At 43.3% G+C, this 20,338-nt stretch carries 21 protein-coding genes; 18 read left to right on the plus strand and 3 right to left on the minus strand.

The window, feature by feature from the left end; genetic code table 11:
- Positions 1 to 37: 37 nt before the first annotated feature.
- Positions 38 to 826, plus strand: coding sequence for a nucleotidyltransferase domain-containing protein (locus ACKA06_RS15075; RefSeq protein ID WP_411160035.1), 789 nt, complete (start codon positions 38 to 40; stop codon positions 824 to 826).
- Positions 827 to 918: 92 nt separating this feature from the next.
- Here the strand turns inward: ACKA06_RS15075 and ACKA06_RS15080 are convergent, their stop codons facing one another.
- On the minus strand, positions 919 to 1,338 hold the full coding sequence (locus ACKA06_RS15080) for a VOC family protein (RefSeq protein WP_197671009.1): 420 nt from the start codon (positions 1,336 to 1,338) through the stop codon (positions 919 to 921).
- A gap of 193 nt (positions 1,339 to 1,531) precedes the next feature.
- On the opposite strand from ACKA06_RS15080, the gene ACKA06_RS15085 reads away from it, so the two are divergent.
- The 16 genes from ACKA06_RS15085 (at position 1,532) to ACKA06_RS15160 (ending at position 16,461) form a co-directional block, all read left to right on the plus strand.
- Positions 1,532 to 2,443 carry an ABC transporter ATP-binding protein gene (locus ACKA06_RS15085; RefSeq protein ID WP_214871547.1) on the plus strand — a complete coding sequence of 304 codons (912 nt, stop codon included), beginning with the start codon at positions 1,532 to 1,534 and terminating at the stop codon, positions 2,441 to 2,443.
- Positions 2,444 to 2,460: 17 nt separating this feature from the next.
- The gene (locus ACKA06_RS15090; protein WP_411160036.1) at positions 2,461 to 3,204 is read left to right on the plus strand and encodes an ABC transporter permease; all 744 of its coding nucleotides are present in this window, start codon (positions 2,461 to 2,463) and stop codon (positions 3,202 to 3,204) included.
- 63 nt (positions 3,205 to 3,267) lie between these two features.
- Positions 3,268 to 4,248: a DUF2268 domain-containing protein gene (locus ACKA06_RS15095; protein WP_411160037.1), complete on the plus strand. Its 981-nt coding sequence runs from the start codon at positions 3,268 to 3,270 to the stop codon at positions 4,246 to 4,248.
- A 32-nt stretch (positions 4,249 to 4,280) separates the two neighbouring features.
- Complete coding sequence (locus ACKA06_RS15100) at positions 4,281 to 5,003, plus strand: hypothetical protein (RefSeq protein WP_214871544.1); 723 nt, start codon at positions 4,281 to 4,283, stop codon at positions 5,001 to 5,003.
- Between the two features lie 157 nt (positions 5,004 to 5,160).
- The gene (locus tag ACKA06_RS15105) at positions 5,161 to 5,532 is read left to right on the plus strand and encodes a VOC family protein (protein ID WP_032088321.1); all 372 of its coding nucleotides are present in this window, start codon (positions 5,161 to 5,163) and stop codon (positions 5,530 to 5,532) included.
- A 190-nt stretch (positions 5,533 to 5,722) separates the two neighbouring features.
- Positions 5,723 to 6,637 (plus strand): helix-turn-helix domain-containing protein, encoded by a 915-nt coding sequence (locus tag ACKA06_RS15110; RefSeq protein ID WP_411160038.1) that lies wholly within the window; start codon positions 5,723 to 5,725, stop codon positions 6,635 to 6,637.
- Positions 6,638 to 6,758: 121 nt separating this feature from the next.
- On the plus strand, positions 6,759 to 7,610 hold the full coding sequence (locus ACKA06_RS15115) for a DUF2785 domain-containing protein (protein ID WP_411160039.1): 852 nt from the start codon (positions 6,759 to 6,761) through the stop codon (positions 7,608 to 7,610).
- Positions 7,611 to 7,657: 47 nt separating this feature from the next.
- Positions 7,658 to 8,125 carry a GNAT family N-acetyltransferase gene (locus ACKA06_RS15120; RefSeq protein WP_411160040.1) on the plus strand — a complete coding sequence of 156 codons (468 nt, stop codon included), beginning with the start codon at positions 7,658 to 7,660 and terminating at the stop codon, positions 8,123 to 8,125.
- Between the two features lie 25 nt (positions 8,126 to 8,150).
- Positions 8,151 to 8,456, plus strand: a complete 306-nt coding sequence (locus ACKA06_RS15125; protein ID WP_058298693.1) for a ribosome small subunit-dependent GTPase A — start codon at positions 8,151 to 8,153, stop codon at positions 8,454 to 8,456.
- 5 nt (positions 8,457 to 8,461) lie between these two features.
- Positions 8,462 to 9,211, plus strand: coding sequence for a phosphotransferase family protein (locus tag ACKA06_RS15130; RefSeq protein ID WP_411160041.1), 750 nt, complete (start codon positions 8,462 to 8,464; stop codon positions 9,209 to 9,211).
- Between the two features lie 145 nt (positions 9,212 to 9,356).
- Positions 9,357 to 9,977, plus strand: coding sequence for a TetR/AcrR family transcriptional regulator (locus ACKA06_RS15135; protein WP_411160042.1), 621 nt, complete (start codon positions 9,357 to 9,359; stop codon positions 9,975 to 9,977).
- Positions 9,978 to 10,005: 28 nt separating this feature from the next.
- Positions 10,006 to 10,890 carry an ABC transporter ATP-binding protein gene (locus ACKA06_RS15140; RefSeq protein WP_032088325.1) on the plus strand — a complete coding sequence of 295 codons (885 nt, stop codon included), beginning with the start codon at positions 10,006 to 10,008 and terminating at the stop codon, positions 10,888 to 10,890.
- Positions 10,891 to 10,896: 6 nt separating this feature from the next.
- A complete protein-coding gene (locus ACKA06_RS15145; RefSeq protein ID WP_411160043.1) occupies positions 10,897 to 11,688 on the plus strand; it encodes an ABC transporter permease subunit in 792 nt (263 codons plus the stop codon).
- A gap of 21 nt (positions 11,689 to 11,709) precedes the next feature.
- The gene (locus ACKA06_RS15150; protein ID WP_244888154.1) at positions 11,710 to 12,498 is read left to right on the plus strand and encodes an ABC transporter permease subunit; all 789 of its coding nucleotides are present in this window, start codon (positions 11,710 to 11,712) and stop codon (positions 12,496 to 12,498) included.
- A gap of 253 nt (positions 12,499 to 12,751) precedes the next feature.
- The gene (helD, locus tag ACKA06_RS15155) at positions 12,752 to 15,085 is read left to right on the plus strand and encodes an RNA polymerase recycling motor HelD (RefSeq protein WP_058298688.1); all 2,334 of its coding nucleotides are present in this window, start codon (positions 12,752 to 12,754) and stop codon (positions 15,083 to 15,085) included.
- A gap of 143 nt (positions 15,086 to 15,228) precedes the next feature.
- On the plus strand, positions 15,229 to 16,461 hold the full coding sequence (locus ACKA06_RS15160; RefSeq protein ID WP_411160044.1) for a Bcr/CflA family efflux MFS transporter: 1,233 nt from the start codon (positions 15,229 to 15,231) through the stop codon (positions 16,459 to 16,461).
- 399 nt (positions 16,462 to 16,860) lie between these two features.
- Here ACKA06_RS15160 and ACKA06_RS15165 read toward each other — a convergent pair whose 3' ends face one another.
- Both ACKA06_RS15165 and ACKA06_RS15170 read right to left on the minus strand, forming a co-directional pair.
- Entirely contained in the window at positions 16,861 to 17,943 is a 1,083-nt protein-coding gene (locus tag ACKA06_RS15165) for an MBL fold metallo-hydrolase (protein ID WP_411160045.1), read from the minus strand.
- Positions 17,944 to 18,034: 91 nt separating this feature from the next.
- Positions 18,035 to 18,745, minus strand: a complete 711-nt coding sequence (locus ACKA06_RS15170) for a DUF3784 domain-containing protein (RefSeq protein WP_411160046.1) — start codon at positions 18,743 to 18,745, stop codon at positions 18,035 to 18,037.
- 164 nt (positions 18,746 to 18,909) lie between these two features.
- Here ACKA06_RS15170 and ACKA06_RS15175 point away from each other — a divergent pair, with 164 nt between their 5' ends.
- A complete protein-coding gene (locus ACKA06_RS15175; RefSeq protein WP_198257537.1) occupies positions 18,910 to 20,214 on the plus strand; it encodes a D-serine ammonia-lyase in 1,305 nt (434 codons plus the stop codon).
- Positions 20,215 to 20,338 lie beyond the last annotated feature (124 nt).

The raw sequence follows: 20,338 nt of genomic DNA on the forward strand, positions 1-20,338 counted from the left end.
CTCTTTCTCTGATTTAATCAATAAGGGGGAAAACAGCATGCGGCAGGAAATTGCAGTAGAAAAAGTGACTGCTAGTTTAAAAAAAGATCGGAGTGTTAGGAGTATTTTCTTAAAGGGGTCTATGGGCAGGAATGAACATGATGAGTATTCTGATATCGATTTATATTGTCTTGTTGAAGAAGGGGAAGAGAAGGAGTTTCTGGGTAGGCGGCTCGATCACCTCAAAGCTTATAAGGAGATGATCTTCTACGATGATATATTCATCATTGCACCGCAGATCATTGCGATTTACGAAGACTGGCTTCACATTGACCTGTTTACAGTGACGGAAAAGACCATTCAAGAGAAAGATTTCTTTACGGTCCTTTATGATCCGGAAAATCTTATGAAAAAGTATGAAGCTGCCCAACACCTGACGATTACCAAAGATGGTTTCAAAGACAGCGTGCTGGATGCCGCTTGGTTTCTATTTCAATATAAGAAAGCAGCAGAAAGAGGCAACCATACCTGGGCTCCTGAGATGCTGCGGCATTCAATGAGGAATGTAACGACCATCCTGTTGTCGAGATACGCAAAAAATCGGGCGCTTCTGGGATTAAAAACCATTCATAGGGACTTGTCACAGGGAAAGCAAGATAAAATTGTTGAGATCTATGAAATGATGACCCCGACTCATCACAAGAAGGCTGCCTGTTACATCGCTAATCTCTTAAAAAATGAGCTTCAATGGATCGAGGAAGAGCTTGATGATGAAGATGTGCAGACGGGTTCATTCATGAAAATGATGGTGGAAACAATTTTGAAAAGGGAAGATGGGAGTTATTGAAAGGCGAGATGACATTTTTAAAGAAGGATTCTGGCTGTTAAGAAAAGGGATGGTATTCAAACAAGAGAACCATCCCTTTTCCTCGTTTTACATCATTTCAAATCAGGATAATCACAATACTCAATAATCGTCCCTTCTGTATCAGCAGGATTTAAATAAATCAATCTTCTTCCATGCTTGTTTACACGTAGACTATCCTCTAATATGCGTATACCCTGTTGCTCCAGTTCCTCTAAAGCAGCATCAAGGTCATCCACTCGATACGCGATATGATGGACACCTTTCCCTTTTTGCTTGATGAACCGCGCAATAGGAGAGGTCTCATTATTCGTCGGTGCAAGCAGTTCCGTCCTGTCACCGTTCACGTCCATGATTGCGATTTCGCTCTCGACGCCCTTTGCATCACTTCTGTACCGGTCGATCAGGGTGGCACTGAGCACATTTTCGTAGAAGTGAATGGTGTCTTCAATGTTCCTGACGGCTACGCCTATGTGGTCTAACGTCTTTTCCATTTCCATTCTCCTAATCTGATTAGTGTGTTCTTTATCTTAACATATTCTAAATGGTACATATAAAGAAAAGAATGGGGACATGAAAAGGGATCTAAGGCCAATCATCTTTTTGAAACTTTCAAAAAAGTTAATCGTATATCAATTAATATCAAATATATTAGTAGAAGACCATCTTAGAAAAGGGGTGTGTACTGTGATTGAGGTTGTAAATGTCAGTAAGCAATATAGTTCGCTTAAGGCACTGGACGGAGTTGATTTTACAATTGAAGAAGGAAGTTGTTTTGGGCTTGTAGGGCCTAACGGGGCAGGGAAGTCGACATTGATGAAGATTCTGTCTGGTGTGTTACAAAGCTTTGAAGGGGATATCAGGGTTCAGGATGATTCAGTTGTGAAGGACAGGATGAAAGTCAAACAGAGGATTGGCTACATACCTCAGGATATTTGTTTGGAAGAGACACTTACAGCTCAAGAGAACCTCATTTATTTCGGCAGTCTTTATGGCTTGAAAGGCAAGGCTCTTAGACAGAGATCAGCAGAAGTGCTGGAACAGATCGGATTAAAGGAAAGAGGGAAGGATAAGGTGTTGACATTTTCGGGCGGGATGAAACGGAGATTGAACATTGGCTGCTCCCTGCTGCATAAACCAGCGATCATCATCATGGATGAACCCACGGTTGGCATCGATCCCCAATCGCGCAACTCGATTTTTTCGATTATCAATCAACTGAAGGCAGAAGGAAGCACAATCATCTATTCGAGTCATTATATGGAAGAAGTCGAACAGCTTTGTGACAGCATCGGTCTGATCGATAAAGGGAAGTTGATGGAATTTGGAACGATGGAGGATTTGCTTGATAAATACAATAAACAGTCCTTGTTCATTGCAGGTGATCAAGTGAAGATGGAGCTGCTGGCCGGGCATGGTCATGTTGAACCTAAAGGAAATGGGTTCCTGTTAGTGAGTCAAAGGCCATTGAATTCTCTCCACGATCTGATTGGAGAGTTTCGCGAAAAGGGGATCGAACCGAGCAGGCTCGAGCTGTATCAGCCGAAACTTGAAGATATCTTTTTTAAATTGACCGGGACTCAGCTCAGGGATTCATAGAAAAGGAGGATGTAACCATGTGGGCAATCGCACGGACTGAATTAAAAAAGAATATTCAGGATAAAGGTTTATGGTTTTGGACGTTTATCTTACCTATCGTATTTATGATTGCGTTTGTGGCCATTTTTTCGGGGGATGAGAATACGAGCTACAAGGAAGTCGTCACTCAGATCATTCCCGGTTATACAATCATGTTCGCATTCTACATCATGATCTCCATGGTCATCGTTTTTATAAAGGATCGGGATAAAGGGATGGTCGCGAGGATTGCCAGTACCCCGCTGCCAGTCAGAGACTATTTCATAGGGAAATGGATACCATTCATGCTCATCGTCTTGATTCAGATTGCCGTCCTGTTCACCTTTGGAGTAGTGGTTTATGACCTGCCATTGGGAGATCCGGCTGCATTGATCCTCTTATCCATCATGCTTGCTTTTATTGTTTCAGGCTGGGGGATGGCTCTTTCTGTGCTGGTGAAAACCGAAAATATGGGAATCGCCTTTACACAGGTGATCGCGCTTGGAGGAGCTATGCTCGGGGGTTTATGGCTTCCTGTTGAATTCATGCCGGGCTTCATGCAGACCATCAGCAAGGCGATGCCCCAATACTGGGCAATCGAAGGATATAAGGAAATCATTCTTCAAAACGGATCTGCAGGAGACATTCTCTTCAACGCATTCATCCTGTTTGGGGCAGGACTTGCCGGCTGTGTCATTGCATTTATGGCATATCCGCGGTTTCTGCGGTCAGCAAGAAGCTAATGTTGAATAGGGATATTCCTGTGACTGGCGGTTGATACTCAATTTTACGAGAGGGGGCCGATGATGAAAAACTGCGTATTCAAACTATTGATTTTGTTAGTGGTAATCCTCCAAACTGCCTGCTCCCAAGAAGAAGAGAACATCACAGTCCATAATGGAGATCTGCCCCCGCAGAAGACAGAAACGTTTTCTGCGGGGGGACAGAACTTCACCATCATTCCATTTTACGAAGAGACACTTGAATATATTGAAGTAGTGGAGGAAAACAGTCTTCTGAATACACTTGGCACGTATCGATACACCGTGAAGTATCCGCTGCTCGAAAGAATATCAGAACAGAAAATGATCCTTAAAATGGACATCCCTCCCAATGTGACCATAACTCATCGAATTGACGAGTTGAAAGAGCAGACAGCTCAGTTGATCCGCGATCAGGATAAGACCAATGCAACAATCCAAAACGCATTGCATGCATCAACCGGTGTTTTGTCAGGCGGGGATAAAACCATCTATATCCTGCCGGTTAATCCGGATTTCCCGATGGAAGGCATGGGAGGCGTGGCTGCCTGGACGCTCGATGAAGATGTCATTTTATTGCTTATTGATCCATCGTATAAAGAAAAAAGGCTTTCCTATACGATTGCTCATGAATATCATCACGCTGTTTCGATGGAAAACAATTCAATCTATGATTCATTATTGGACTTTGTCATCTTCGAAGGAAAAGGTGATGCATTTGCACAAAACGTATATCCGGATGTGGAGATCCCATGGACCAAGGAAGTGAATAAAGAGGAGCTTGAAGTGGCATTTGCACAGCTTCAGGAAAGCGGCATGGCAGAAGAGATGGAGCTTTATCAATCCTGGTTCTTCGGAGATCCCTCCATGAACATTCCCAAATGGGCAAATTATATGATGGGCAATCTGATTGTGCAGAGCTATTTAGCGGATCATCCCGATGTGCCTGTAGAGGAATGGACAAATCTTGAAGCGGAAGAAATTGTCAGGGAAAGTGAATACGAAACGTTATTGGCAGGTTCATAGGGAAGCTGCCGCTTGATGAGGAGAGTAATAGAATGATAGCTGATATGTATAAACGTAGAGAGAAGCTTGCTTATATAGCATTTATTACCTTGGTTGCGATCGGTGCGGGGTTCCTGTTTTACACGGGCGCAGACTCTGTGGAACAGTGGATGGAGGCAGTGGCGTTTTTAATGCCGGCACTCATGATGCTGGGGGTTGGAATTGGCAGCCGGAGCAAGTACAAGAAAGTGAAGGGCATCTCAATACCCCGTTCGAGCCAAAATATTTTGGAGATAGATCACATCATCATTAAAAAAGACGCCAGTTGGATGCCTAAAATGCTTGTTTTCGAAAAAAACGGCAGCTTCTTGGGTTCCTTTCATTTGACTAATGTTCCTTGGTGGGCCAGACTGTTTATTCTTTTAAGATCTTCATCATTCACATTTTTACCGGTAGAAATCGTATTCACCTCGAATAAAGGCGATGTCGTGTTTACTTGCCGACGCAGGGGGTTTAAACAAAGTATTGTGGAAATCTATAATACTCATGGGGATTTTACAGGTGCATACATACAAGAAGAAATAAAGAGTGTTTTTACGATCAAGGGAGAGCTTAAAGATCGAGAAGGGAAGTGTCTTCTGCAGGTGAAAAGTTCAGGCTTCACCGGCGACTTCACTCTTTATGACAGAGGGACGGACTTCTTTGGGCGCGTTTCTATAATGGAAGGTTCCCTCATGAGCATACAGAGATTTTCAGGGATGTTTATAATGACATGATGGAGATGACAAATCGGATGCCTGAAAATCACAAGATATTATTGTTGGGAATGGTCGGGTACCTGTTTATGAATCGCAATAATAGGGATTGAGGAAAAACATAAAGCATATCTATACTTTCGATATGGTAATCATTCGAATTTTAGGAGGAATACCAATGAACCTGGGTGCATTTTCAGTAAGTCTTAATGTGAAGGATATAAACAAATCAAAAGAATTCTATGAGAAGCTGGGCTTTGAAATATTAGGTGGAGACATCTCACAGAACTGGCTGATCTTAAAAAACGGAAATCACATCATCGGCCTGTTTCAGGGAATGTTTGAAAAAAATATACTAACCTTCAACCCAGGTTGGAATCAGAATGCAGAGAACCTTGACAGCTTTACCGATGTCCGTGACCTTCAGAAAGAACTAAAGTCTCAAGGGCTCACCCTTCTGACAGAGACAGTTGAATCTGGTGAAGGGCCTGCTCATATTACACTCGAAGATCCTGATGGAAATCCGATACTTATTGATCAACATAGATAGGAAATCAAATTCAGACAAAATCGGCCAGTTCCCAGGGTAATAAGACTGGGAGACTGGCTTTTTGCATGGTAGAAGGGTATTGCTCAACTCTTAATTGAAGAGTATTTGTTCAATATTCAACTATCAGTTGATACCCTTATATATATCTGTGAGATACACTTGAAGTATTCCATGAAATGAGGTGAGTGCAATGTTCGATATGAACAAAGTCGGAAAACAAATCGCGCAATTGCGGAAAGAGAAGAAGATTACTCAGATGAATCTTGCAGACCAGGTTGGAGTCAGCTTTCAGGCAATCAGTAATTGGGAGCGCGGACAGACGATGCCTGACATTTCAAAGCTTCCGGAGCTCGCGGAGATATTTGGAGTCAGCATTGACGAAATACTTGCGAATGGCAAAGGGATCAGGCTCGTCAAGGAACTAGTGAAAAATGATGATTTGAGTGAAACAGAACCAATCGGAAAAGAAGAATTTATTGAAGCAGCACCGATTTTGACCCAAGATCAGGCAGATCATTTAGTCAATAGTATCAAGGGAGACGTTACTTCGGAAGATCTATTATCGGTTGCTCCCTTCATCAATCAAGGACTGATAGATGAACTGGCAATGAGAGAACTTGAAGCAGATGGTATTGAAGGCCTTTCAGACATTGCCCCTTATATCAGCCAGGATATTATGGATCAATGTGCTCTCAAGTCCTTTGAAAAAGGAGGCTTATCTTCGCTTACCGTCGTTGCCCCATTCATTAGTCAGAAAGTGATTGACGAATGTACAAAAAAGGAAGTTTCATACAACGGACTGGAGAGCATTGCCTCTATGGCCCCATTCATAAGCCAGCAAGTCATTGATGAGTGTGCCAAAAAAGATTATGAACGCCGTGGCTTGGAAGGGTTCGCAGCCATTGCCCCTTTCATTAGCAAAGAAGTAATAAGGGAATGTGCAGAACATTGTTACCATACAAAAGGAATAGGGTCCCTTGCAGCCATTGCTCCATTTATTGAAAAGGAGTTTTTGAATGAACTTGCCTGTGATTCAATCTCAAAAAAGAGAAACAGTGAAATGGCCGGGATTGCCCCATTTATTGATCGAGGAGAAAATAATTGAACGTACTTGAAGCTTATCTGGAAATCAGATAGGCTTTTTTTCTGTGAAAGCATTGTATAAATTTGTAATATTTGAAATAATTGAATATATGAACAACAATGTTCAAAAAAGGAGATAATCCATGAATTTACAATCAGATAAAACTGTTTTATGTGAAAACGATTTAAAGGTATTACTGTCAGAAATTAAGTCAGGCCAAAAAGCGTGGGAGGATATAGATCTTGTAATGGCAGTGAGGTCTATGTGCACTCATATTGGATCAAAGGATTCAGTACTCAGGGATAAATTGATCTACACTTTATTCTTTCAACTGATCATTGAAGATAATCTCCTGGAGTCGGACCTCTTAAAGGAGATGCTTCAAAATTGCCTGAATCATCTATTGTTTTATGGAATAGGAGATAAGGAAACGGATACCGTGTTCACCAGGGCGTTTACCACTCTGCTCATCGCCCTCATCTTATTCAGGGATAATGAAGAAGATTTCCTGTCTCAAATGGAGGTTGATCAGGTGAGAGATCATTTGATCAGGTATATCAACGAAGAAAAGGATGTAAGAGGGTATGTTCCCGAAAAAGGGTGGGCGCACAGCATTGCACATGTGGCAGACGCCTTTGACGAGCTTATAAAAAATCCAAAAATCAACCGTGATCTTTATCCTGAGATCCTCCATCCGATATGGAATAAGATGTTTGTAACAGACAGCGTCTATCTGCACGATGAAGATGAAAGGGTGCTCACACCGATTATTGAAATGCTGAACAGAGGTCTTGAGTCAAGCAAAATAGAGAGTTTAGTAGATGGAATAAAGCTTAAATTGGAGAGAAAAAAGCCAGAGCTTGATGAAGAAAAATACTGGCTCCTGGTTTCCAATACGAAAACATTCTTAAAGAGTTTCTATATAAAGATCAATCACTCATCAAAGTACGATTCCATCCGGGTAAGCATTGAAAAGTGTCTGGGTGCACTTTAGTACCGATGAAGTGGAATAATGAATTTGGCAGGAACAGAGGGATTAACATGTCATATAAATTTGAAAAGATGACTCAAAAAGAAGCGGAAGAGATTGCTTACGGCTGGCATTATGATGGTGAGTATGCCTTTTATAATATGGAAGCGGATAAAGAGGACTTGGCTGAATTCCTAGATCCGCAATTCCGGGGAGAAACAGTGTTCACCGCTCTAAAAGAAGAAGCGGTTGCCGGCTTTCTCAGCATATCCAGGTCTGATGACGGGGTATGTGAGATCGGCCTCGGTATGCGGCCGGACTTGACCGGGAACGGGAAGGGAACGGACTTTTTGAAAGATGGGCTGTCCTTTGTCATCAATCAATTTAAACCGAATAAAATCACCTTATCGGTTGCGGCATTTAATCAAAGGGCTATAAAGGTATACATGAAGAATGGTTTCACAGCCATTGATAAGTTCATGCAGGATACGAACGGCGGTACATATGAATTTCTGCGTATGGAATCTAATGTTAAATGAAGGTATTTTTTTATAGGGGGATAACATGAATTTCAAAAAAGAAGAGTATGATCTTGCCTGCTCAGAGGAATTTGACTTAGAGGGATTCGAAGATATAGAGGAATTGGCTGCCCGGTGCAAGTTTTCGAACTGTAGCCACACCGCAGAACCGCAATGTGCTGTTCAAAAATCCATTATTGACGGATTACTCTCGAAAGATCGATTCATTGCCTATTACCGCGAAAAAAATGAAGCCCTGCATGTGGCTAAAGAGAAGAACAAAACAAAAGCAGTCGATTATATGAAACAGAGAAAACTTTTTCAGGAACCTATCATAAAATCAAAGGAGTAAATGGGATGAATCTGGGAAATCCAATTGCTTCCGGCAATACTGCGAGCATCTATCTGGAAGAGGGCAATGTAATCAAGATCTTTAATGAACTGCTGCCTTGCGGAGAGGCTGGGTATGAAGCGGATAAACAGAAGCTGGCCTATTCGGCCGGCCTTCCGGTACCCAAAATCCTTGAGGTAAAAAAGATAGAGGGAAAGCAAGCGATCATAATGGAGTATGTGCAGGGAAAAACATTGGGAGAACTTATATCAGACTCTCCTGGGGATACCGGGCATTACATGGATCTCTCTGTTGACATACAGCTAAAAATTCATTCAATGAAAATTGATGGGCTTGAACCCATGAAAAGGAAATTAGCGAATCAAATCAAAGGTGCGGGGGAATTATCACAAAGGCTTAAAGATGTCTTAATAAATAAATTAGAGAAGATCACATTCGAGGGAAGACTTTGCCACGGTGATTTTCACCTGAATAATTTAATCATGTCCGAAGGTGGATCCGTAACCATCATCGACTGGATCGACTCGAGCAGCGGGGATATACGAGCAGATGCATACCGTACCTATCTGCTTTATTCACAGATATCATTGGAACTGGCCGAATTATATTTAAGGTCCTATTGTCAGAAAAGCGGTTTATCAAAAGAAGAAATCTTCATTTGGGCCCCAATCGTAGCCGGGGCAAGACTATCCGAAAGCGTCTCGAATGAAAATAGCCAACGGCTTCTTGCCATTGTAAATAAATACTGCCCTTAAAGAAGAAGGCCGTCCCGGAGTGGTTACCGAAAACCACTCCGGGATGTTTTTTTATTTATCATTGACCAGTGTGGTCAAAAGGAGTAATATAGAATTGACCACACTGGTCAATGACTTGTCCATCAGAAGGAGGGCTTGTTTTATATTGTTTAAGACATTGAATATCGATACTGAAAAAGAAGACAGGATTATCAACGCAGCGACAAAAGTTTTTGCCGAGAACGGATATAAGCGTGCTTCCACGAATGCGATTGTGAAGGAAGCCGGTATTTCGAAAGGAATTTTATTTCATTATTTTAAAAGTAAAAAAGAATTGTATTTATCCCTTTATGAGCACCTATCGGATATGTTTGCAGAAAAGATTTATGACCGGATTGACATGGAAGAACGGGATATTTTTGAAATCATCCGTCAAGTGTCGGTCATTAAGTTCGAGCTGTTTTCTACTTACCCTGATTTAATCAATTTCCTGAACAGTGTTTTTCATGAAATTGATCCTGAAGTCAAAAATGAAGTCGATAAGATAAGGGAAAACTTGACCGGGAGCAGTTTTTCTAAATTGTTCAGCAATATTGATGCAGGGAAATTCCGTAAAGGCATCGACGTCGGCAAGGCCATTCAGGTGATTTATTGGACATTCGAAGGTTTTGCAAATCAGCAGCAGGCAAAGGCAAGTTCGATGTCGGTTGCAGACATTTACAAAGAAGATATCCTCGCAGAGCTCGATTCATATACCGAGCTATTGAAAAAATCATTTTATAAATAATCTTTTAAGGAACAGGGAGGCGGCAGGCATGAATGTAATTGAAATCAATGGGCTGACAAAAACATATGGCTCATCGAGGGGGATAAACAATATCAGCTTCAATGTGGAGGAAGGTGAAATCTTTGGATTCATCGGTCCGAATGGGGCGGGCAAGTCCACTACCATCAGAACCCTTCTTTCCTTGATCAAGCCGACAGGCGGGAGGGCTGCCATATTTGGGAAGGACTGTGTTGAGCATGCACCGGAAATTGCAAAAGATGTTGGTTATCTGCCTTCAGAAGTTTTCTACTATGACAATATGAAGGTGATGGACCTGCTGAAATATTCCGCGAGTTTTTACAAGAAAGATTGCAGCGCCCGAATCAATGAGCTGGCATCCAAACTTGATCTTGATCTCACAAAAAAAATCGATGACCTTTCACTGGGTAATAAAAAGAAGGTCGGCATCATCCAGGGACTGCTTCATGAACCTAAGCTGATCATCCTTGACGAACCCACATCAGGACTCGACCCGCTCATGCAGCAGACTTTCTTTGATCTATTGAAAGAAGAAAACCGAAAAGGAGCGACTATTCTTTTTTCCTCACACATCCTCAGTGAAGTGCAGCGCATGTGCGACAGGGTGGCAATCATTAAAGAAGGTGAAATTGTCCAGGTTGAAAAAATCAGCACACTCAAGGAAAACAATCATAAGAAGTTTAAAATCGAAGTGAAAAACGAAGTGGAGTCATCCTATTTTGACATGCCGGGTGTGAATAATCTTGAGACAAACGGTCATCATATCAGCTTCTTGTTCAGGGGCGACATTAATGAAGTGATGAAGAAAATCGCTGAAATCGACATTGACAATCTGTGGATTGAAGAGCCTGATCTGGAAGAAATCTTCATGCATTATTATGAGAAGGAGGCGTGATCCTCCATGAATATATATCTGTATGAACTGAAGGCGTACCGTAAGAATACGATTATGTGGATACTTGCGCTTGTGGGGCTAGCACTTTTGTTCATGTCGATGTTCCCGCCGATCGCAAAGGAAATCGACGAATTCAAGAAGGCGCTGGAAGGTTTTCCGGAAGGTGTACGGAAAGCTTTGGGGCTCCAGGTTGAGACCATCGGGTCCGTCAATGGGTACTATTCATATACATTCCTTTATATAGCGCTTTGCGGGGCCATTCAGGCAATGACCCTAGGAATATCGATTGCTTCTAAAGAAATACGAGAAAAAACCGCGGATTTTCTGTTAACTAAGCCAGTGACACGTTCAAAGGTGTTGGTTTCGAAATTACTCGCGGCGTTAACCAGTCTTGCAATTACGAACATCGTGTATGTTGCAGCAGCAGTGGCGATTGCCAATCTGGTAGCGAATGAAGAGTTTAGTTTGACTGCTTTTCTATTAATCTCTCTGAGCCTCTTCGTCATCAGTATGATCATGTTTGCATTAGGTACGGTGCTGGCAGTTCTTTTTCCAAAAATAAAATCCGTTGTCAGCGTTTCACTTGGTGTAGTGTTTGGGTTCTTCGTATTGGGCATGGTTGCCGGCTTGGAGGAAACAGGCCGTTATCTGTCTCCATTCAAGTATATTGATTATGCGTATGTGATGAGAGAAGAGACCTATGAGTGGGAGTTCATGATCGTAGGCGGGGCTATCATCCTGCTTTGTTTTATTATCAGCTTCATCGTGTATAAGAAAAAGGATATTCATACGGTATAGAAGGAGGTGTTGTTCGTGAATATGTATTGGAGAGAAATGAAAGCGCACCGTAAATCGTTGATCATCTGGTGCATCGGTATGTCGGCGCTTATTGCCGCAGGGATGAGTGAATTTGGTGCTTTCACTTCTTCAGGCCAGTCGATGAATGACTTGATGGAAAGCATGCCGAAAGCCATGCAATCCTTTATGGGCGGAGGCGGTTTGGATCTATCAACGGCAATCGGATACTATGGTTTGCTGTTCCTTTACATCATCCTCATGGCAACGATTCATGCAGCGATGCTTGGCGCAACGATCCTTTCTAAAGAAGAAAGGGATAAGACAGTGGAATTTTTATTTGTGAAGCCGGTGACCCGGAGGAAGGTAGTAGCAGTGAAGATGCTGGCGGCAGCGACAAATGTGCTGATCCTGACACTTGTAACATGGGGAGTTTCCATCTTGATCGCAGGACATTACAGCGAAGGAGAAAACGTAACAGGCAGCATCGGAAGGCTGATGCTGGGGATGCTGATTCTTCAACTGCTGTTCATAGTTACAGGAACTGTTGTAGCTGCCGTGAGTAAACGGCCCGGTAAAGCTTCAGTCATTGCAACCGGTATTCTGCTTGCCGCTTTTTTCTTGTCATTTGCGATTGATTTAAGTGAAAAGCTGGAGGCGTTGAAATTCCTAACTCCGTTTAAATATTTTGAAGCCAGAAACATTTTAGACGGCGGTCTGGAACCTGCTTATGTCATTCTGTCTGCCCTGTTGACCATACTATTCGGCACTGCGACATTCTGGTTCTATAAGAAGCGTGATTTAAAGGTTTAGAGGTAGGTGAATGGACGTCAAAACAGGCAAACTCGGGTTTGCCTGTTTTTTTACTATAAAAAACTGCCAGGCGATGGAATAACCCACACGAAAGGCAGTTGAAAATTAACTATTGATAATCCATTGTAAGTGTAATAGAATAAAACAGAAACGCTTTTATAAAAGGGGTGATTAGCACACTTCCTCAATAATAATTATATAACATACGAGCTTGTTGTGTCAACCTTATAGTTTTAAAAAAAGGAGTGCTTAAATGAATCCTCAAATGCGCCAGGAACAAGACCGCGTCAAACGTGTAATTGAAATCATTGATGAACAGATAAAAATCCTCGAAAATGATACCGGCCGGCGTCAGGATGAAGTCGTAGAAATCCGCAGGAACTTCTGGGATGAAGTGAAGATCAATACGGATACATTCGATGATTTTCTTGAGACAGTGTTAAGTTTGAGGCAGCAGGCACAAGTCCTGACTGTTAGTCAAAGTACGCACAGGCAGGCGGTGAAAAAACTGTCATCCCTCCGTCGAATGAAGGAAAAACCATATTTCGGCCGCATTGATTTTCATGAAGAAGGGGAAACGTCCAATGAGGATATATATATTGGAATAGGGTCGCTGACTGACAAAACAGGAGAGGATTTTCTTGTTTATGATTGGCGTGCCCCTATTTCGAGTGTGTACTACGATTATCCCCCAGGACCTGCAGAATTCGAAACACCTGGCGGCACGATAGAAGGGGAATTGATGAAAAAGTGGCAATATATCATAAAAGACGGGACATTGGAATCCATGTTCGATACGAGCCTCACAATCGGGGATGAAGTCCTGCAGCAGGTGCTCGGGAAGAGGACCGACAACTATATGCATAACATCGTCGCCACCATCCAGCAAAAACAAAACCAGATCATCAGGCATGACAGCGGGAGGCTGCTCATTGTCCACGGAGCAGCAGGCAGCGGCAAAACTTCTGCAGCCCTTCAAAGAATAGCCTATTTGCTCTATAAATACCGGAATAACCTGCATGCAGATCAAATTATCCTGTTCTCCCCGAATGCCATGTTCAGCAGCTATGTGTCCAATGTACTGCCGGAACTAGGTGAGGAAAATATGGAACAGGTGACGTTCCAGGATTATCTGAACCACCGTCTCAGTGATGAATTTGATGTGGAAGATCCATATCAACAGCTTGAATATGTACTGCTTCATAAAGAAGACGACAAATACAATGTCCGGACAAATGCTATTATGTTCAAAGCATCAAACCAATTCTTCGAATTGATTAAATCCTACAGGCACTCCCTCGAAAAGGCCGGTATGATATTCAAGGGAATCAGGTTCAGAGGTGAATCAATCGTCACTAGTGAACAGATCTCGGAACGCTTTTATTCTTATGAACCAACCATTAAATTCCACAATCGGATCGAGTTGCTGACCGATTGGCTGAAAGACCAGCTGAAAGCAGCAGAGAAGCGGGAACGGACGAAGCCGTGGGTGGAAGAAAAAATCGAACTGCTGAGTAAAGAGGAATATCAAAAAGCGTTCAAATATCTAAACAGAAAAAACGATCCGAAAGAAGGGTCATTCAGAAACTATGACGAGGAGAAAGAAGCACTGACCCGGATGATCGTCAGAAAGAGATTCAGGGGACTGCGAAGAAAGATAGAAAATCTCCAATTTATTGATACAAAAGCAATATACAAACAACTATTCACAAATCCATCAATCATAGAACCCTTGACGGAGGATGCCCTTCCGGAAGATTGGGATGACATGAGCCGCTTCACAGCGGAGATGCTTTCACAAGGGAAATTGAACTACGAAGATGCAACCCCCTATCTCCTGTTAAAGGAATTGATCCTTGGCTTTCAAATGAATACTTCGATCAAGCATGTAATCATTGACGAAGCCCAGGACTACTCTCCATTTCAATTTGAGTTCCTTAAAAGGCTTTTTCCTGCGGCGAAAATGACCGTACTCGGGGATTTTAACCAGGCGATCTTTGCCCACGCAAGGGAACATGTAAATTTCGAAACCTTGCTGAGCCTTTACGGGGAAGGGGAAACAGACACGATTTTATTGACGCAAAGCTATAGATCCACTAAGCCCATAATTGAATTCACCCGCGGACTGGTACCGCCTGATCGTGAAATCGAGGCTTTTGAACGGGAGGGTGAAACTCCTTCTTTGACCAAAGTGGAGAATCGGAGCGTGCTTCATCAACATATTGAACGGACGATCGAGGAGCTTAAAAAAAGTGGGTACCATTCTATTGCGGTCATATGTAAATCAGCTGCTGAAAGCGAAAATGCGTATTCCGGCCTTACTGGTGTAAAAGATTTAAAAATCATGAAGGCCGGTGCACTCCAATACGAACAGGGGGTGGTTGTGATCCCGACCTACTTAGCCAAAGGAATCGAATTTGATGCCGTGATCATTTACGATGCCTCATCCCGTCAGTACGGAGACGAGAGCCTGCGCCGCTTATTTTATACCGCTTGTACCAGGGCGATGCATGAACTTCATATGTTTAGCGTTGGTGAACCGACTCCTTTTATTGAAAATAATACCGATTACAAGCTCATAGAATAGAGTGAACAAATCGAAGGCACGTCCCGGTCTGACTGCGAGCGTGCCTTCTCCTATTTTTATGAGTAAAATTCATTGTAAACCCATCGTTCCTCTGCTAGAATCAACAAAGATTTAGTTACAAGCAGACGGAAAGGTGTTTAATCATGAATCCACAACCAACAGGAAAAGAACGGATCGGGCTCGCATTCCTTCTGGGTATGCTCGGCATCCTTGGTCCTTTGAATATTGATATGTATCTGCCGAGCTTTCCGGGAATAGCGGCTGACTTGCATGCCAGTGCCTCCATGGTGCAGCTCAGCCTGACTGCATGCCTGATCGGGCTGGCTGCAGGGCAGATTGTCATCGGGCCTGTCAGTGATGCCCAGGGTAGAAGAAAGCCTCTATTAATCTCTATTTTTTTATTCGCATTATCGTCCATTCTGTGTGCACTTTCACCGAATATTGTCGTTCTTATTGCCGCACGTTTCATCCAGGGCTTCACTGCTTCAGCGGGGATCGTCCTTTCACGTGCGGTGGTACGGGATGTGTTCAGCGGGAGGGAATTGACTAAATTCTTCGCGTTGTTAATGGTGATTAATGCAACAGCACCAATGATCGCTCCGATTACAGGAGGAGCGATCCTGTTGCTGCCGTTTGCTTCGTGGCACACGATCTTCTATTTTCTTGGACTAGTAGGATTTGTGATCGTCGCAACGATTGCATTGAAGCTGAAGGAGACCCTGCCGGCTGGAAAAAGGATTCCGAGCTCTATCGGCGCTTCGCTTAAAACGATGGGGAGCTTGTTGACGGATAGGTCCTTTATCGGTTACGTGCTCACGATCGGACTCATTCACGGCGGAAGCTTTGCCTATGTTGCCGGCACACCGTTTGTGTATCAGGGGATTTATGAAGTATCTCCTCAAGCCTTCAGCATTCTATTTGGCATCAATGGTCTTGCCATCATTTCGGGCAGTTTCATGATCGGGAAATTCAGCGATTTCGTGCCCGAGAGAAACCTGCTCCGGATCGCCGTGATTACAGCAGTAAGCGCGACAACCATCATACTGATCGCCACGATCATCCAGGGGCCGCTGGCTACACTGGTCATTCCGATCTTTATTTATATGACTTCAATGGGCATGATTTTGACAAGTACTTTCACTCTCGCCGTGGAAAAACAGGGACATCGTGCCGGAAGCGCAAGCGCCATGCTTGGCATGCTCCCGCTTGTCATCGGATCCCTCGTAGCACCACTTGTCGGCATTGATGAAACTACCGCTGTACCGATGGGGGCAGTACTTTTTTCGACATCTCTCCTTGGTTCAATCGCGTTCTTTACACTCACCGGGAAACGTGAAGCGAAGCGGGACGGGGGGACAGGAACCGCGTCCCGGTAACTTTTGGTCTAAAGCTGCCGATTGGGTGTGTTTGTCGGTGGAATATTAAATGATTTGTGGTAAAAAGATCAAATGTGAATCTCATTTAAGATTATTTTAGAGGAAAGTCTGGATTTAAGAGGGCCATTGAAACGTATTTTTATGAAGTGTGCGAGAGTTACGTTCCATTTTCCAGATTTATGATCCATTTTACGAAAATACGTTCCATTTGCAGGATTTATGATCCAATTTCCAAAAATACGTTCCATTTTTCGATTTTATGATCCTTTAATAATAATTCTAATGTAGGGCAGATGCTCAGGTCCGCCCGCCGATCAGCACAGAAGAGACTAACAGCTTAGACAGTAGAAAAACCCAGAACCAAACGGATCTGGGGTTTTTTACCTATCAACCTGACGCCTATTCCTCCCACCATTTCTCTTCGGGGTAAGGCCCTCCATTCAAAACGACCGTTTCACCGATCATCGGAGTAAGAATTTGCACTCCTTCTTTCTGACCGGCTTTTGTCACACGCTCAATCGGGTCTGTCCAGTCATGGAATGATAGAGTGAAGGCCCCCCAGTGGATTGGGAGAAGCAGCTTGCCTTTTACATCTTTATGGGCCTGGATGGTTTCTTCAGGAACCATGTGAATGCCAGCCCATCTGTGATCGTATTGACCGCATTCCATCAAGGTCAGATCAAATGGCCCAAACCGCTCGCCTATCTCCCTGAAATGGGGACCGTATCCGCTGTCTCCGCTGAAAAAGATGGTTGATTCACTTCCTTTAATGATCCAGGAACTCCATAATGTGCTGTTCCTGTCATGCAGACTCCTTCCGGAAAAATGCCTTGCAGGCGCAGCAGCCAATGTGAGCTCCTGAAATTCCACTTCACTCCACCAGTCAAGTTCGGTGATGCTGTCCGGGTCGATGCCCCACCGTTCAAGGTGACTTCCCACCCCGATCGGAACGAAATAATGCCGGACTTTAGCCCGCAGCTTTTGAATGGTCCCGTAATCCAGATGATCATAATGATCGTGTGAGAATAGAACAGCGTCGATTACCGGTAGATCTTTTATTGAAAAAGGTAATCCCCGGCTGAATCTTTTACCTCCTAATCCGAGGAAAGGGGAAGGGCTGTCACCGAACATCGGATCAAGTAGGATCAGCTTTCCATCAATGTCGATCATACATGCAGAATGCCCGAACCATGTCACATTCGTTTTATTGGAAGGGTGGTCCAACATAGGGAAATTTATGTTTGGAAGGCTGTCCCCGGGCTTCAAGTCCCCATTTTTCCTCACCACATCCCGGATCATGGTCAATGAAGATTTCAAGTCCGTATTCATTGAAGTTGGGATTGTATTTTTAAATGAGCCATTAGAAAATTGCGGTGAAAATTCCACCCTGTTTTTAGCGGGTTTCCTGCCGAAAGCGGGGTGCAGTTTGAACAGTAGATAAATGAACAGTACCAGCACGCATATGAAAAAAAGAGTGATCATTCAGGTATCCCCTTTTGATTTAGTAACTTTACTATCTCAAATTATCATTACCGTGTCCAAAATGGGAATGCATCAATATGAATTAATATGATTAATCCGTAAGTTCTTCATACCACAACCTTGTTTCCTCGGGCGATCCGCCATTAATGAATAGATGTTGACCTTCCACTTTCACATATATATAAGGAGATTCTTTTTTGATGAATAACAGGCTTCTTCCGTAATCTTTGACCTTGAATACGCCCTTAGCCTTCGTTGAAAGCCCAAATCCGTTAATTTTCCATGTGACATCCGGCATCTCATCGAGCAGTTCGACCGTTTCGATTTTGTCCTTATCCCACGTATCACCATACATGCCCGTAATCTTGAAAGAATCATTGGATACAATCAATTCATTTTTTTGGTAACCGATGAAAGTGAGACCGCCGATAAACGCAAACACAGCGATCATTAGGATGGAACTGATCCAGTAGCTTCGCTTTCGTTTGCGTGGTACCTCATATCTTGAAAGATAGATCATCCCGCCCATCAGGAATATCAGCATGAAGCCGAATTGAACCTCCATTGTAAAAGTGAAGGAAGTGAAAGACAATGGAAGAAGTAAGAGCATTCCCGTGGCAGTTAAAAGCAGCAGCGTGCCGTTCTTCTGGGGGTACCCATTCCTGATCAGTTCTGCTTTTTCTTCCTCGGACCTGCCGGCAAATCCTGAAATCAATTCATATACCTTTTTAAATCGTATTGCCCATCCAAGTACCGAAAATAGGGCAATGATAAACAATTGAATGCCAATAAGGAGCATCATGTCCATTCCTCCAATGTGAATGATATCTTTATTAATTAATACGAAGATGTAATATAAATGGTTTCAAGTTATGTAATTTTATACTGAAGTATGTTTGAGCGGATAAGAATGAAATATGGTACGTTATAGATACTGAGTCATATTTAAAAAGGGGGAGATCACAAGTGAACAACCGAATTACCATTGATCAGGAACTGCTATCAGAATTACAGCAGCAGACTGAAGTGTTTTGGCCAAATCCAAAGCTCTCATCATTCAAGCGATCAGAGTCAGAGGACATAGTAGAAGCAGAACAAAGGCTTGCAAGATTTGCCCCGTACATAAAAGAAGTATTTCCGGAAACCAGAAACACTGATGGCATTATCGAGTCACCCATTATTAATCTTTCTGAAATGCAGCAGAGGCTGCAAACACATTTTCACACAAATATTCCAGGGAAACTGATGTTAAAGTGCGACAACGAGCTGCCGATAGCGGGATCGATCAAGGCACGCGGCGGCATTTATGAAGTATTGAAGCTTGCTGAAACACTGGCATTGGAACACGGACTGATTCACGAGACGGAAGATTACTCAAAAATGACAGGGGAATCCTTCAGAGAATTTTTTTCTCAATACTCGATAGCAGTAGGCTCGACAGGGAATCTTGCCCTCAGTATCGGTATGATGGGTGCAGCTCTTGGTTTCAAAGTCACCGTCCATATGTCGCAGGATGCAAAGCAATGGAAAAAAGACCTTCTAAGAGAAAAAGGTGTCAACGTCGTAGAACACGAAAACGATTTTTCTCATGCTGTCGAACAGGGCAGGAATCAGTGTTCGAAAGATCCATCATGTTATTTTATAGATGATGAAAATTCGCGGGATTTGTTCATGGGATATGCGGTGGCAGCATTGAGACTGCAAAAGCAATTCAAACAAGAGGGTATTGAAATAGATAAAGACCATCCTCTGATTGTCTACCTGCCATGCGGAGTCGGCGGGGGGCCAGGGGGAGTAACGTACGGTTTGAAACATGTATTCGGGGACGATGTTCACTGCTATTTTGCTGAGCCGGTGAATTCACCATGCATGCTCCTTGGTCTCTCGACCGGTAAACATGAAGAGATCGCTGTACAGGACATTGGTCTTAGCAATATGACAGAAGCTGACGGACTTGCAGTCGGCCGCCCGTCTGCACTCGCCGGCAGAATGGTGGAAAAGATCCTGAACGGTGTTTACACCGTAAGCGATGAGAACCTTTATAAAATGCTGGCTCTATTATATGGCTCAGAGTCCATTTCCCTTGAACCATCCGCCCTGGCAGGCATGCTCGGTCCGGTGCAGTCCCGGCTCAGATCGCACCTTGAGTCGCTCTCACTTACGCAAAAACAGTTATCCCGGGCTACACATCTTGTATGGGCAACAGGAGGGAACCTGGTCCCGCACTCCATCATGAATGGTTATATCGCTAAAGGCAGGGGACTGCTCTAACCGGGACATAACTATCCCGGCCGTGAAAGTTTAATGAAACTTGATGCTGGGAGAACGATTATTGACAATAAATGGACTCCGGCATATAATGATGATGTGAATTTAATCTTTGTATAGCAAAGGG

Origin of the sequence: Rossellomorea oryzaecorticis (assembly GCF_045897515.1) — a bacterium.
Lineage (GTDB): Bacteria > Bacillota > Bacilli > Bacillales > Bacillaceae_B > Rossellomorea > Rossellomorea enclensis.